The 14550-nt window shown below is 54.3% G+C and carries 10 protein-coding genes and 3 pseudogenes; 6 read left to right on the forward strand and 7 right to left on the reverse strand.

Annotated features, from left to right (window positions below; genetic code table 11):
* Nucleotides 1-332: 332 nt before the first annotated feature.
* The gene (gene proP / locus GM30_RS14170; protein WP_049849132.1) at nt 333-1835 is read left to right on the forward strand and encodes a glycine betaine/L-proline transporter ProP; all 1503 of its coding nucleotides are present in this window, start codon (nt 333-335) and stop codon (nt 1833-1835) included.
* Nucleotides 1836-1874: 39 nt separating this feature from the next.
* On the opposite strand, the gene ampC is transcribed toward proP, so the two are convergent.
* Nucleotides 1875-3008, reverse strand: a complete 1134-nt coding sequence (ampC, locus tag GM30_RS14175) for a class C beta-lactamase (RefSeq protein ID WP_080993435.1) — start codon at nt 3006-3008, stop codon at nt 1875-1877.
* Nucleotides 3009-3151: 143 nt separating this feature from the next.
* Here ampC and ampR point away from each other — a divergent pair.
* Nucleotides 3152-4010, forward strand: a pseudogene (ampR, locus tag GM30_RS14180) (LysR family transcriptional regulator AmpR).
* Here ampR and GM30_RS14185 read toward each other — a convergent pair.
* The 3 genes and pseudogenes from GM30_RS14185 to cbpA all read right to left on the reverse strand — a co-directional run bounded on the left by GM30_RS14185 (nt 4007) and on the right by cbpA (nt 6224).
* Nucleotides 4007-4893, reverse strand: a pseudogene (locus tag GM30_RS14185) (nickel/cobalt transporter). The pseudogenes ampR and GM30_RS14185 sit on opposite strands and share 4 nt — an antisense overlap.
* A gap of 108 nt (nt 4894-5001) precedes the next feature.
* Nucleotides 5002-5307 carry a chaperone modulator CbpM gene (gene cbpM, locus GM30_RS14190; RefSeq protein WP_049849134.1) on the reverse strand — a complete coding sequence of 102 codons (306 nt, stop codon included), beginning with the start codon at nt 5305-5307 and terminating at the stop codon, nt 5002-5004.
* Nucleotides 5307-6224 (reverse strand): curved DNA-binding protein, encoded by a 918-nt coding sequence (cbpA, locus tag GM30_RS14195; RefSeq protein WP_049849135.1) that lies wholly within the window; start codon nt 6222-6224, stop codon nt 5307-5309. The genes cbpM and cbpA overlap by 1 nt, the downstream gene beginning before the upstream one ends.
* A gap of 557 nt (nt 6225-6781) precedes the next feature.
* Between cbpA and GM30_RS14200 the strand changes: the two genes are divergently transcribed.
* The 3 genes and pseudogenes from GM30_RS14200 to etk all read left to right on the forward strand — a co-directional run bounded on the left by GM30_RS14200 (nt 6782) and on the right by etk (nt 10379).
* Complete coding sequence (locus GM30_RS14200) at nt 6782-7894, forward strand: polysaccharide export protein (RefSeq protein WP_049849136.1); 1113 nt, start codon at nt 6782-6784, stop codon at nt 7892-7894.
* Nucleotides 7882-8186, forward strand: a pseudogene (locus GM30_RS24495) (arsenate reductase/protein-tyrosine-phosphatase family protein). Before GM30_RS14200 ends, GM30_RS24495 begins: the two are co-directional and overlap by 13 nt.
* A gap of 21 nt (nt 8187-8207) precedes the next feature.
* Nucleotides 8208-10379, forward strand: a complete 2172-nt coding sequence (gene etk / locus GM30_RS14210; protein ID WP_049849138.1) for a tyrosine-protein kinase — start codon at nt 8208-8210, stop codon at nt 10377-10379.
* Here etk and GM30_RS14215 read toward each other — a convergent pair.
* Nucleotides 10376-11302 (reverse strand): nucleotidyl transferase AbiEii/AbiGii toxin family protein, encoded by a 927-nt coding sequence (locus tag GM30_RS14215; RefSeq protein WP_049849139.1) that lies wholly within the window; start codon nt 11300-11302, stop codon nt 10376-10378. The genes etk and GM30_RS14215 overlap by 4 nt on opposite strands.
* The gene (locus GM30_RS14220) at nt 11289-12071 is read right to left on the reverse strand and encodes a type IV toxin-antitoxin system AbiEi family antitoxin domain-containing protein (RefSeq protein WP_193391781.1); all 783 of its coding nucleotides are present in this window, start codon (nt 12069-12071) and stop codon (nt 11289-11291) included. Before GM30_RS14220 ends, GM30_RS14215 begins: the two co-directional genes overlap by 14 nt.
* A 485-nt stretch (nt 12072-12556) precedes the next feature.
* Between GM30_RS14220 and GM30_RS14225 the strand changes: the two genes are divergently transcribed.
* Nucleotides 12557-13024 (forward strand): hypothetical protein, encoded by a 468-nt coding sequence (locus GM30_RS14225; RefSeq protein ID WP_049849140.1) that lies wholly within the window; start codon nt 12557-12559, stop codon nt 13022-13024.
* Nucleotides 13025-13350: 326 nt separating this feature from the next.
* Here GM30_RS14225 and GM30_RS14235 read toward each other — a convergent pair whose 3' ends face one another.
* Nucleotides 13351-14043: a hypothetical protein gene (locus GM30_RS14235; RefSeq protein ID WP_049849142.1), complete on the reverse strand. Its 693-nt coding sequence runs from the start codon at nt 14041-14043 to the stop codon at nt 13351-13353.
* Nucleotides 14044-14550: the final 507 nt, after the last annotated feature.

A 14550-nucleotide genomic window follows, 5' to 3' on the forward strand; every position in this document is an offset into this window, starting at 1 on the left:
TCAGCCTGCGCGTAAACCCCTTTACGTTTGTTAATGCAAGGTTACGTGACGTAATCAATTGCGTGAAGTTGATCACAAATCTAAACGCTGGTAGGGTAAAAAAGCAGGGTCCGTGTTTTGACCACGTCAAACGGCGATCCTGCCCTATCTTTGACTGCCAGAGCAGGCGTCAACAGGTTCGGTTGTACAAGGGTTGACAGCTTGTGCAGGCAAACCTGCTACGCTTGAAATGAGGAGCACAGCATTTCGCCGCTCCACTACCGCACGATTGCGAACACCCCTTTGTTTGCCCCTCACATGTGCGCTCACGGCGAAATTTACGAGGAAAATGAATGCTTAAAAGGAAAAAAGTAAAACCAATCACGCTTCGGGATGTCACGATTATCGACGATGGTAAATTGCGTAAAGCGATCACAGCCGCGTCACTCGGCAATGCCATGGAATGGTTCGATTTTGGTGTTTACGGTTTTGTGGCGTTTGCCCTGGGTAAGGTCTTTTTCCCCGATGCCAATCCCAGCGTACAGATGATTGCCGCCCTGGCAACCTTCTCCGTTCCCTTTCTGATTCGCCCGTTGGGCGGTCTGTTTTTCGGTATGTTGGGCGACAAATACGGTCGCCAGAAAATCCTGGCGATCACCATCGTCATTATGTCTCTGAGTACCTTCTGTATCGGTCTTATCCCGTCGTACGCCTCCATTGGCATCTGGGCGCCGGTGCTGCTGTTGCTGTGTAAAATGGCGCAGGGATTCTCGGTTGGCGGGGAATATACTGGTGCGTCCATCTTTGTCGCCGAATATTCACCGGATCGTAAACGCGGTTTCATGGGCAGCTGGCTGGACTTCGGTTCAATCGCGGGCTTCGTAATGGGCGCAGGCGTGGTGGTGCTTATCTCGACGGTGGTCGGTGAGGCCAACTTCCTTGAGTGGGGCTGGCGTATTCCGTTCTTCCTGGCGCTGCCGTTAGGGCTGATTGGCCTCTATCTGCGTCATGCGCTGGAAGAGACGCCGGCGTTCCAGCAGCACGTCGATAAGCTCGAGCAGGGCGATCGTGAAGGGCTGCAGGACGGGCCGAAGGTCTCCTTTAAAGAGATCGCCACTAAGCACTGGCGCAGCCTGCTGGCCTGTATCGGTCTGGTGATTTCCACCAACGTGACCTACTACATGCTGCTCACTTATATGCCGAGTTACCTGTCGCACAACCTGCATTATTCCGAAGATCACGGAGTGCTGATTATTATCGCCATCATGATCGGCATGCTGTTCGTGCAGCCGGTGATGGGGCTGCTGAGCGACCGTTTTGGCCGTCGTCCGTTTATCATCATTGGTAGCGTGGCGCTGTTTGCGCTGGCCATTCCGGCCTTCGTGCTGATTAACAGTAATGTGATTGGCCTGATTTTCGCCGGTTTGTTGATGCTGGCGGTGGTGCTGAACTGTTTTACCGGGGTGATGGCGTCATCGCTGCCGGCGATGTTCCCGACGCACATCCGCTACAGCGCGCTGGCTGCCGCGTTTAACATTTCGGTGCTGGTGGCGGGTCTGACGCCAACCCTCGCCGCATGGCTGGTGGAAGCCTCGCAGAACCTGATGATGCCCGCGTACTACCTGATGACCATCGCCGTCATCGGCCTGATCACCGGTATTACGATGAAAGAGACTGCTAACCGTCCGCTTAAAGGCGCGACCCCTGCGGCCTCTGACATTCAGGAAGCGCGAGAGATCCTGCAGGAGCATCACGATAACATCGAGCAGAAAATCGAGGATATCGATAAAGAGATCTCGGATCTTCAGGAAAAACGCTCACGGCTGGTGTCGCAGCATCCGAAAATCAACGAGTAACCGTANNAAAGCCCGATGTTATCGGGCTTTTTTACCTGCTTACTGCAGCGCCTTCAGAATGGCATACCCGGCTTTCACCCGTTCCGTATTAGGATAGGCTTTATTCGCCAGCATCACGATGCCGAGCTGTTTTTCAGGAATAAACGCCACATACGCGCCAAAGCCGTTGGTGGAGCCGGTTTTGTGTACCCACGAGGCAGCCACGCGCGGCGCAGGCGGTTCGATGGCGACAGCCGGAAGCGGCGCCAGTGCCACTTTGTTATCACTGCCGTTGATCACCGTGTCGGCTTTTACCGGCCAGTTCAGCATCTCCCAGCCTAACCCCTGATACATACTGCTAATCCGCCAGTAACGCGACTGCGCCAGCGTAATCGCATTGCTCAGCGTACGATCCTCAAGCTGCTGCGGGTTCATGTTCGCCTGCAGCCAGCTGGCGATATCCACCACGCTCGATTTTAACCCCACCGCTTCGGCGTTCAGCATGCCGGGCGTGAGGCGAATCGGCTGACCGTCGCGATAGCCCCAGGCGTAGTTTTTCGCATCCTGTTGCGGGACGTTGACCCAGGTATGCGTCAGCTTCAGCGGCTGGAGCACGCGTTCCGTCAGTGCCTGTTCATAGCTCAGCCCGGACGGCTTCACCGCCAGCGCGGCAAACAGGCCGATGCTGGAGTTCGCGTACAGCCGACGGGTGCCCGGCGCCCACTGCGGTTGCCAGTGCTGGTAAAAGTTCAGCAGCGACGCCATGTCTTTGGCGTCAGCCGGCACCTGCAGCGGCAGGCCGCCTGCGGTGTAGGTCGCCAGGTGCAGCATCGTGATCCCTTTCCACTGGCTGCCGGTCAGCTCAGGCCAGTATTTTGTCGCCGGATCGCTGAGGCTGATTTCGCCCCGGCTGAGGGCATCGCCACCCAGCACCCCGGCGAAAGTTTTACTAACGGAACCGAGTTCGAACAGCGTCTCCCTGGTGACCGGACGATCCTGCTTGATGTCGGCCTTGCCGTAGGTGTAGTAATACGGTTGCCCTTTATAGATTACGGCTACCGCCATGCCCGGAATCGCCTGCGCCTTGAGCAGCGGCGCGNTTTTGCCGATTTGCGCGGACGTCAGCGTATTTTCGGCGGCGAAAGTGGCCGTGGTGAGCGTCAGCGCAGTGACCGCCAGCGCGGTGTTAAGCATTTTTTGCATGAATGAATTCCTTCCTTAGCATAAGTTGACGAGGTGTCCGGGCCCTTGAGACGCGCTCAGTCTGTGGGATTTGACAACCGCTGGCAAACGATTAAATTTAGCATCTGCCTGAAGTTTTTCTTACAGATGACACCATGACCCGAAGCTATATCCCTCTGAATGCGCTACGGGCGTTCGAAGCCGCCGCCCGACACTTAAGTTTTACTCACGCGGCCATTGAGCTGAATGTCACCCATTCGGCGATCAGCCAGCAGGTGAAAGCGCTGGAAGCGCACCTCAATTGTCAGCTGTTTGCCCGCGTGTCGCGCGGCCTGATATTGACCACCGAAGGGGAAAATCTGCTGCCGGTGCTCAATGATTCGTTCGACCGGATTGCCGATACGCTGGATCGCTTTGCCGCCAGTCAGCGGCGGGGAAAGNNCAGGCTTTCTCTTTCCCCGACTGGAGCATTTTCGCCGCCGCTTTCCGCATGTTGATTTACATCTTTCCACCCATAACAACCGGGTCGATCCTGCTGCGGAAGGGCTGGATTACGCGATCCGTTTTGGTAGCGGGGCCTGGCACGGCACCGAGGCGATTTTTCTTTGTGACGCGCCGCTGTCACCGTTGTGCTCACCCGCGTTGGCAGCAGAACTGCAATACCCGGCGGATGTGCTGAGATTCACGCTGTTGCGTTCTTATCGGCGTGATGAATGGAGCGCCTGGCTGCAGGCGGCGGGGGAGCGGGAGCCTTCACCGACGCACCCGGTGATGGTGTTTGATTCTTCTGTCACCATGCTGGAAGCGGCGCAGGCGGGCGCGGGCATTGCCATTGCACCGCCGGGAATGTTCACGCATCTGCTCAATACCGAACGCGTTGTTCAGCCATTCAGCACGCAAATTAGTCTCGGCGGATACTGGCTGACGCGGTTACAGTCGCGCCCCGAAACGGCGGCAATGCGTGATTTTGCCGCGTGGATCGCCATTCAGGCGGGTCAGCCGCAGGGGGATTAGCACCCGGCGGCAATAAAATCGCCGTTGGCGCTGATTGGGATCACCGTCAGAAACAGGACGGTGGCGAAGAGGATCAGAATGACACCGCCCGCTACTTTCACCAGCGGCACCAGCCAGTGCAGTTGCGAATTATCCGCGCCAAAAAAGGCCACGGTGCGGTTGCGGGCGTAGCGGACGGCCAGCGACAGCCCCATGATCGACAGCGCTGTACCGAAAGACATGGTCATCACCGCGGCGATGCCCCAACTGACAATGCCCAGCGCGTTGGAAAAGAGCAGGATCATGATAGCGCCGCTGCACGGCCGGGCACCGATCGCCAGGATCACGCCGAGCCGGGTTTTCCAGTCGGCTTGCGTGAGATCCACCCCGACCCGCAGTCCGCATCATGCTGATGCACCGGCGTCAGGCTTTTGATGGTCAGTTTGCGCGGCTGCAGGCTTTTCAGCGCCTGGTAAATCACCAACGCGCCAAAAGCGCCAATCAGTACGGCGCTGATCTTCTCGACATACCAGCGGCTCTCGCTGAGATCGCCGGACGCCAGATTAAGCCCCACCGCCAGAATAAAAACGAACAGGATCGCGCTGACGCCCTGCATCAGGCTGCCGAGAAACGGCACCACCCGGGCGGCGAGCTGGCTCTCTTTGTTAGTGCTGAGGTAGGTGGTGACGATAAATTTGCCGTGTCCGGGGCCGATGGCATGCAGAACGCCATACATAAAGGCACCGGTCAGCAGCCACAGGCCGCCGCTGTACTGATGATTATTCAGTTGCAGCAGGTACATCACCAGATAACGGTGCAGGGTAATTTGCGTACTGAGGCACCACTGGATAAACGCCGGCCAGTGCGCGTGCAGCGTAATCACGGCGAGCAGGGAGATCACCATAAACCCGCCGATGCCGGAAAGGCGGAGGTTGCGCGCGAGGCGTTGTGTGCTCATAAGAGTGCCCCCAGTGATGGCCTCCCTGAAGTATATCTCAGCGGAGGCGATCGATCAGGAGTGGATAATAAAACGCGCCAGCCGATGGTGCAGCAGGCGATTCTCTTTCACCAGACGCGCATTTTCTTCGAGCAGCGCCAGCGCCACGGCGATACCCGGCCAGTCGAGTTCCAGTTCGTTACGCAGGCGCACAGCGCGATGCACCGTGCTCACTGCGCGGTCGTCAAACCGCCAGGTGTCATCCTGACTGTCACAGGGCTCAACCACGCCCAGACCGACGATTTCATTCAGTTCGTCTTCTGACACGCCGGTATGCAGACAAAATTCAGTAACCGTGAAGGTTACGGTAACGTTAGCCATTATGCTTTACCCCACTCTTTGCGCGGATCGAACGCGGCCTGGGCTTGCGCCAGTTGCTGCCAGAGTCCTGCGCTCTGCTCATCCGGTTTCGGTGGCATGACAATTTTGATCACCGCGTACAGATCGCCAGTGGCGTTTTTACTCACCAGCCCTTTGCCCTTGATGCGCAGCCGTTGCCCCGCCTGGCTGCCGGGGGGAATGGTCAGCAAAATGTTCTCTTTCAGCGTCGGGATAGTGACTTTGGCACCGAGTGCGGCTTCCCATGGCGCCAGCGGAACGACAATCTCCAGGTTGTGACCGACAATATCGAACAGCGGATGCGGCGCGATGTGGATAACCAGCCACAGATCGCCGTTCGGGCCGCCATGCTCGCCGGGCGTGCCCTGGCCTTTCAGGCGAATGCGCTGCCCGTCGACGACGCCTGCCGGAATCTTCACGTTCAGCGTTTTCGGGATTTCCTGCTCAACGAGACCAAAGGCGTTATACACCGGCAGCCTGAAGCTGATAGTGCGGGTCTGCGCTTCCAGCGTCTCTTCCAGGAACACCGCCACTTCTATTTCCACATCATGCCCCCGCGCGGCATGCGATTGCTGCGACTGGCGAGCGTGCTGGCCGAAGATCGACGAGAAAATGTCATCGAACTCTTCCTGACTGTAATGCTGTTGCTGCTGCGTTTGCTGGCGACCAAACTGCGGATCGTTGCGGTGCTGCCAGAGCTGGTCGTATTCGGCGCGGCGCTGATCGTCTTTCAACACTTCCCAGGCTTCTGCGAGATCCTTAAAACGCGCTTCGGCATTCGCTTCTTTACTGACATCGGGGTGATATTTTCGCGCGAGGCGGCGATAGGCGGTCTTGATGGTTTTGAGATCGTCCGTCGGCTTAACCCCCAGAATTGCGTAATAATCCTTTAATTCCATGGTGTTATCTCATTTTATTCTTAGCCGGAAGATACCGGTTGCCTGACCCGGTACCGTCATTAATCTTAGAATAAATAAGGCAATTCGCCTGGTCAAATGGACGCGTTATCATTACACGATGTGTCTGACGTTCGGAAATACGTGAACAGTATTATTTTTATTCCACACACGATGAAATATAAGCATCGCTACTGAGAACCTTGTCTGAGTAATTCACCCTGCATGTGCATATTCATGTTTCATTCAACCGATGGCATTTATTTTATTAAGTATTGACGGGAAACCCTTAAAAATACTTAGTTATATTTACAACCCTTCGGACGGCACGTAGTATGTTTTAGTGTATAATTTTGCGATTCTTTTGCGTATTCAATAATTTATAAATAGTTGTTTTTAATAAAAATAAACTCTGCCGCTTTCAATACATTAATAATATTTAGGGATTGTCTTTTCAGATCTTAATACCGCTCTGATTCGCTTGTTTCATGCGAAACGTACCGTAAGGAAAAATAATGAGCAGGAAGCCCAGGGTTGAGAAAACCATTTTCACGTTACCGATGCTGATGTTCGTGCTGGCGGTGCTTAGCGGCTGTACGGTTATTCCGGGCCAGGGATTAAGTACGCACGGCAAGAATGTCATTGAGTCTGCGGACAAGGATTACGATCTTAATAAGATGGTAAATATTTATCCGCTGACGCCGGGCCTTGTCGAACAAATGCGCCCGCCGCATATCCCTGCCCGCGCCAACCCACAGCTCGATAAGCTGTTGCAGGACTATGAATACCGCATCGGCATTGGCGATGTTTTAATGGTCACCGTCTGGGATCATCCTGAACTCACCACGCCCGCCGGGCAGTACCGCAGCGCCAGCGATACTGGCAACTGGGTCAACGCCGACGGCGCTATTTTTTATCCCTACGTGGGCCGCCTGAAGGTGGCCGGTAAGACGTTGACTCAGGTGCGGGAAGATATCACCGCGCGCCTCGATACCGTGATTGAGAGCCCGCAGGTGGATGTCAGCATCGCCGCGTTCCGTTCGCAAAAGTCCTATGTCATTGGTGAAGTCGCCAAATCCGGTCAGCAGGCGATCACCAATATTCCCTTAACGATTATGGACGCGATCAATGCCGCGGGCGGCCTGACCGAGAATGCCGACTGGCGCAACGTCGTGCTGACCCATAACGGTAAGGAGAGCCGCATTTCGCTGTACGCGCTGATGCAGCGTGGCGATCTGACGCAGAACCAGTTGCTGTACCCCGGCGACATCCTGTTTGTGCCGCGCAACGACAGCCTGAAAGTGTTCGTGATGGGTGAAGTGGGCAAGCAGAGCACGCTGAAGATGGATCGCAGCGGCATGACGCTGGCGGAAGCGCTGGGCAACGCCGATGGCCTGCGGCAGGACATGTCTGATGCCACCGGCATTTTTGTCATCCGCCCGGTAAACCGTTCACCCGGCGGCAAAATCGCCAGTATTTATCAGCTTAAGGCGCAGGACGCCTCCGCCATGGTGCTGAGCACAGAATTCCAGCTTGAACCTTACGACATCGTCTATGTGACCGCCGCGCCGGTAGTGCGCTGGAACCGCGTGATTTCTCAACTGGTGCCGACCATCACCGGTGTGCATGACCTGACGGAAACCGTACGGTACATCCGCACATGGCCACGTTAAGGTTTCGCTCCATTCTGGTGCTGTGTACCGGAAATTTGTGTCGCTCGCCCATCGGTGAGCGGCTGGTGCGGCAGGGGNGCGCGATGTCGATCTGATCCTGGTGATGGAGCCAGCGCACATTGAACAGGTGACGGTGATGGCGCCCGACGTGCGGGGAAAAACGCTGCTTTTTGGTCAATGGCTGGACGGCAAAAAAATTCCCGATCCCTACGGCAAACGTCGCGAAGCGTTCGAGCATGTGTATGGCCTGCTGGCACAGGCCACTCAGGAATGGGCGAAGCGGCTCAGCTAACCAAACGAGATATGTTGTTTTATGTCGACGAAAAACCTTCACCCACAGGCCATGCCCGCGGGCGACAATGAGATCGATCTGGTTCGCTTGTTTTTCGAGCTGCTCGATCACTGGAAGTTGATTGCTGGCGTGACGATAGTGTTCACGCTGGGCGCGCTGGCGTACGCGCTGTTTACCACCCCGATTTACCAGGCGGACGCGCTGGTGCAGGTGGAGCAAAAGCAGGGCAATGCGCTGCTCAACAGCCTGACGCAGGATCTCCCTGGTAGCTCGCCGGATTCCGCGCCGGAGATCGAACTGCTGCAGTCGCGCATGATCCTCGGCAAAACCATTGATGATTTACGGCTACGCGATGTCGTGGCGCAGCGCTATTTTCCGCTGCTGGGCCGTGGCTGGGCGCGGCTGACGGGAGACATTCCTGGACGGCTGGCGCTGAACGGGATGGTGATCCCACGCCGTGACGGCCGTGCGCAACGGCTCGTGCTAACGGTAGAAGATAACGGTCATTACCGGGTGGATGGCGCGGATTTCACCGTCACGGGCGTGGTGGGCGAACCGCTCATTCACAATGACCTCGCCCTGACCGTGTCGGATATTCAGGCCGCGCCGGGCACCGAATTTATGCTGACGCAGCTAACTGAGCTGGAGGCGATTAACGCCCTGCAGCAGCGCTTTTCGGTGAAAGAGCGGGGCAAAGACAGCGGCATGCTGGGGCTGACGATCACCGGGGACGATCCGGAGAACATCGTCCGCATTCTCAACAGCATCGCCAGCAATTATCTGCAACAGAACATCGCCCGCCAGGCGGCGCAGGATTCAAAAAGTCTGGAATTCCTGCAGGAGCAACTGCCGCAGGTGCGCAACGAACTGGATCAGGCGGAAAATAAACTCAACGCCTACCGCAAACAGCAGGATTCGGTCGACCTCAACCTTGAAGCGAAAAGCGTACTTGAGCAGATCGTCAACGTGGATAACCAGCTTAACGAGCTGACTTTCCGCGAAGCCGAAATCTCCCAGCTCTACAAAAAAGATCACCCGACCTACCGCGCGTTGCTGGAAAAGCGTCATACGCTGGAGCAGGAGAAAACGCGGCTCAACAAGCGCGTGTCGGCGATGCCGCAGACGCAGCAGGAAGTGCTGCGCCTCAGCCGGGATGTGGAGTCCGGGCGTATTGTGTATCTGCAACTGCTTAACCGTCAGCAGGAACTGAGCATTGCCCGCTCAAGCGCCATTGGTCATGTGCGCATTATTGACCCGGCAATGACGCAGCCGGAGCCTGTCCGGCCGAAAAAAGCGCTGATTGTGGTTCTGGGGCTGATGCTCGGCCTGTTTTTCTCCACGGGGCTGGTTTTGCTGCGTACGCTGCTGCGCCGGGGCATTGAGTCGCCGGAGCAACTGGAAGAGCAGGGAATCAACGTTTACGCCACCGTGCCGCTGTCAGAGTGGCTGGCGAAAAAAGCCCAGGTGCGACGCCAGCATTTTTTCTCATCGCGCCTGCGCCACCACACCCGCAACATCCCGTTTTTGCCGGTCGATAACCCGATCGATCTGTCCGTCGAGGCGATTCGTGGTCTGCGTACCAGCCTGCATTTCGCGATGATGGAGACCGCGAACAACATTTTGATGATTTCCGGCGCCACGCCGGACAGCGGCAAAACGTTCGTCAGCACCGCGCTGGCGGCGGTGATTGCGCAGTCCGAATCCAGAGTATTGTTTATTGATGGCGATATGCGCCGGGGATACGTCCATGACATGTTCGGCATTGAGAATGACGTCGGGCTGTCGGACGTGCTGTCCGGCAAATCAGAAATGACCGAAGCCGTGCAGCGTTTTCACAAAGGCGGGTTCGACGTCATCACCCGCNCCCCGAACCCGGCAGAGCTGCTGATGCGCGACCGTTTCCGCCAGTTGATGGCCTGGGCAAATACGCATTACGATATGGTGATCATCGATACGCCGCCGATCCTCGTCGTCACCGATGCTGCCGTAATTGGCCGCTCCGTTGGCACCAGTCTGGTTGTCGCGCGTTTTGGTCTGAACAGCGTTAAAGAGATCAGCGTCTGCGTGCAGCGCCTGGAGCAGAGCGGAATCAACATCAAAGGAGCGATTCTGAACGGGGTGATCCGCCGCGCCAGCGATTACTATGGCTACGGGTACAGCCAGTATGGGTATCGGTATACGGATAAGGGTTAGTGGGTGTCGAGAAGCCCTTCCAGCTTGCTGACTGCCGCCGTAAATTTCGCTGGACTTGTCTCGTTCAGCACCGACAGATTACGCCGTTTCCAGCGTATAGCCGGGAGATGCTGAATGTCAGGATAGCGATACAGCGACCAGTCGGGATTGTTTTGCTTATAGCTAAGTAAAAACTGGCGATCCTGTTCCGTAAGGTGTGATTTCAGCGCATGAGGCAGCAATGTCGTGACTGACAGAAGTGATTCCAGTGAGATGTCCAGTTGTGTCATGCCAGCAAATTCTTGTGCATAAAGCGTGGCAATCCGGGCGGCATCCCAGTTAGGTGACAGCAGTTCGGCAATGGGACGAGGGTGTCCTGCCAGATAACAAAGGAAGCCGTCAAAGATTTCACGCGTCAGGCCGGGTTTCTCGAGCATCATCAATACATCAAACAGATCGCGGGGATGTTGACGGTCAAGCGCGGCACAGATTTTACCGCCATAAAGATCTGCCAGCGAAACGACATTCATGATGGTGAAGCCATACTCCATTTCCGCCTTCTCACACACCGGTATTTCCGCTGGTGGCAACAGCAACCCACGCCAGACCGGGCTGACTTCAATCTTGATTTGTGCATCCGTCGTGTTAACGATGATGCGTTTTTCATCGGCTTTATTCTTCTGTCGGATAGCCGAGATTCCCGGTCTGTTGTTTAGCGAGTCCGTAATACGCCGCAATGCATCATTGATGGCCGCCAGATCGGTATGGCGATCAACAAAGGAGGTATAAGTCAGATCGATATCCACCGACAGACGAGGGAAATCCTGCACAAACAAATTGATTGCCGTACCGCCCTTCAGCGCGAAGCAGGATTCCTGCGCCACATGAGGCAGAGCAGTCATCAACAGCCGGACTTGCCGGGCATAACTATCACGAAGATCCATCTTCAACTCCTTCCGGTTTAAATGCGCGGGGAACGGTGATGTGGTAATCCGGCTCCAGCCAGCCGCCGGGGACGATTTGCCGCTTTCCTGTGCCTGTCTCTATACCACGTTGATCGAGATACTGAAAATACGGATGCGCATTATGTTGAGCCAGGTAGAGCATCACGCGATTGGTTTTAACCGAATGGCTGGCACAAAGTAGCGCCTGCAATTTGCGCGGGCTGAGGAGATTCATCCCCTGAAAAAGGGCGTCTGCATGTTCGAAGGAGATCAGCGAAGGAACGCCGCTGGCAATTTCATAAGCCGCCAGTTCCGGGGAACTGCCTGTTAATCGCCTGTCGCCGATACTCAGTTTCGTTGTGAAAGGCGCTGCATCGGTGGTGAGACATGAGGTATACAGCGTGACAAAGGTGACGGCCTGTTCAAATGCGGTAAACCACCCAGGCAACCTGGCGTAAGCCGGAAGCGCGAGCCAGATCTGCTGCCTGCCCGGTTCGGTATAGTGGGCCTGTCCCTGTAGCGCAAGGCTGGTCAGCCCCGCCACCCGAACGGGTTTTTCCCACTGCATTTGCAGGCAGTAAACCGCGTCTACCCAGTCTGATTCGCGACCCGTGCGGCAATAAACTCCGTGCGCGATGCGACTGAGCCAACCGTTCTGAACATAGAGGTACGAGAGCTTACGATCTATGCCATGACGGGTAAGCCATGTCTGTAACAGGACCTGACCCGGAAGTGTATTCTGCATCAGCCAGTTTAGATAGTTCGCCAAGTGTCGCCTCTGCATGGACAATATTGAAAATTATTAAACCACTGTAAATTCACCAATGACGCAAAACAAGCGCTAGTTTGCTTATTGGCTGAATTGTCGATTTAAAATCGACATAACGGATAATATATAAACCTTGGATGACGTTCTTTACCGTTTTGCGAGCAGAATTCCAGATCCGAACTCTGTTCCGCTCGCCACCGTTAAACCGCTTGCGACCGCGTACCGATAGCAGTATCTTTCTCCCGCACCTGCAAAATCAGGTGTCGGGATTAGCCTCCTGAAGAGTGTTACAGGCGACACGTGACGCGCCAGCGTCTTTTTTGTGTCGTGCGCACGGCTACACCTCAATGGCGGGCCGGGCGGGGGCGTCGAAAGACGCGCCGGTTCCCTGTAACGCCGGTAAGGCTAACCCCGCCCGGTTCCGTCACCCGTGAGATTAGCCTCTCCAGTGGCGGACATATCACCCGTTACAGGAGGCTGCCACGATGGCGACGATCCCTACCCAGACTCACCCGTTACTTTCTGTTCCTTTCACTGCCACCACGGATTTCACTGTCCTGGCCGATCACTGTGAAAAATTCGCCGAAACCCTGATTGAAAACGACGATAAGGCACTGAAAATGGCGCTCTGCGCCCGACTCAGCGCGTGCCTGACGCTGTTACAACCGACGCTGAATGATCCTGTGCCGCACCATCTGTTTGAAAGTCTGACGATTGATACGCTTCCACCCCTGAAGCCCGCGTTTGACCCGGATTCAGCGTTGCTCTGTGATTACTGCCTGACACTGGCGCGATTGCTGTCCGGGCAGGCGCTGGTGCCCGAAATGGAAAAGACACTAACCGGGTTGCTGTGTGAGCTGGTCTGGTTCTTCGCGGCGGATACCAAAAAACCGCGCTGGATAAGGACAAGTGAAGGGGTGTTATCGATTGAGGAGGTGATGGAGGGGGTGTAGATCCACAAGGTCCTGCTATTCAACTAAAGCGGGGCGCTCAGGAATTGTATCATTGCCGATAATAGGTGATCCATTATCGGCAATTAGCGACAAATGGGCTGGATGCGACATTTGGGTTTTTTTAAGAATTTCACCTGGAAGGCTTAGCTGTGATGAATATAAAAACGAAAACAATTACAGCAAAGATTACCGTCGTTTCTATGGCAAATGAGGGAAATACATTCACTGCAAATATAAGAAATATCAGTATGCTTATTGCAGGTAAGTAGGTTCTTGAAAAAAACGAAGCCTGTGTCTTTAGAAAATTCTTTAGAAAGTTGAACATATTATTTCATCATGTTGGATATTATATTTGCTATCTGTGAATCTGACAGATGTTGATGCCCGAAAGCATGTGCTTTTATGAATACAGGTTCCACAATAAAATACATCATATCTAATTTTCTTAGACAGAGTGCATGGTAGTACAACGGGCTTTGGCGCTTAAGCCTGTCTGCGCTTTCTGCTGCTTGCTGAACATATCCGTAAAGCCCTGCTGCACCTACCGCGCCGCTAGACAGTGCACGAACCTTTCCGATGACAGGAGGACTAAATCCCAGGCTCAGACACACCGAAGAGGTGATTCCGAGCGTAAAAGACTCAGCGGTAAAACTACTGGCAGAAATGTTTGTCCCCAGCTGAAGCAATTGCCCCTTTATAAAATCCAGTTGCTCATAGGTTTTATGCCTGAATAGTTGACTGAAATACTCACTCATGAGGTCATACACAATCCGGCGATCCCGGATTAACTGATACAAACCTTCCGCAAAACGTTTATCCTCATATTTCAACTTTGTACATACATCCTGATAATTATCAGTAAAACAGGAGGCGTAATAACTCAGTCGTGTAGCGCCGTCTTGCATTCTCGCTGCTGATTCTAAAATCTGGTCTTTAACACCGGCAAGGGCTTTGTCGAGCATTAATGCCATCAGTTTGTCAGCCTGCATTTCTTTAATAATCAAATCACTTTCATACATACCTGTTCTCTGTGGTAAATCAATAATTGAAAGGAAAAGTTAACATGGATAGTCTGGAATAAGAAATAAAATTCCACACGGTTAAAGTGATATTATTTAAAAAAAATATTAAATTGATAATAATATTCTTTAGAGTGATGGTTTAAGAAAAAGAGAGTGGATAATTCAACGTCNNTGGTCAAAGAGGGAGCCAAGTGGGACGAATAATCCGGTTTGAGATACGAAGAGTTTCTGATTTTGCATCAAATTTGTGAAAAGATACGACAGCGACTAAAGGACGGCGGCTAAGAGCGAAGACCACTATAAAGGTAGTGTAAGCATCCCGGTAAACCGAACCATTCACATTTAGAGATCTTCGCGGCGGATACTAAAAAACCGCGCTGGATACGGACAAGTGAAGGAGTGATATCGGTTGAGGAATTGAGGGAGCCGATATTAACTTTGTAATATTCCGGTAGCTTCTGTGGCGAACCAGCGCGCAAAACGTAGCGCGTTAACCACTCAGTC

Source organism: Trabulsiella odontotermitis, assembly GCF_001188485.1.
In the GTDB taxonomy this organism is placed as follows: domain Bacteria; phylum Pseudomonadota; class Gammaproteobacteria; order Enterobacterales; family Enterobacteriaceae; genus Trabulsiella; species Trabulsiella odontotermitis_A.

Excerpts from the sequence above, each read along its gene's own strand:
- proP (WP_049849132.1), top strand. The coding sequence starts at position 333 with ATGCTTAAAAGGAAAAAAGTAAAACCAATCACGCTTCGGGATGTCACG.
- cbpM (WP_049849134.1), bottom strand. The coding sequence starts at position 5,307 with ATGGCTAACGTTACCGTAACCTTCACGGTTACTGAATTTTGTCTGCAT.
- cbpA (WP_049849135.1), bottom strand. The coding sequence starts at position 6,224 with ATGGAATTAAAGGATTATTACGCAATTCTGGGGGTTAAGCCGACGGAC.
- GM30_RS14200 (WP_049849136.1), top strand. The coding sequence starts at position 6,782 with ATGCTGATGTTCGTGCTGGCGGTGCTTAGCGGCTGTACGGTTATTCCG.
- GM30_RS14215 (WP_049849139.1), bottom strand. The coding sequence starts at position 11,302 with ATGGATCTTCGTGATAGTTATGCCCGGCAAGTCCGGCTGTTGATGACT.
- GM30_RS14225 (WP_049849140.1), top strand. The coding sequence starts at position 12,557 with ATGGCGACGATCCCTACCCAGACTCACCCGTTACTTTCTGTTCCTTTC.
- GM30_RS14235 (WP_049849142.1), bottom strand. The coding sequence starts at position 14,043 with ATGTATGAAAGTGATTTGATTATTAAAGAAATGCAGGCTGACAAACTG.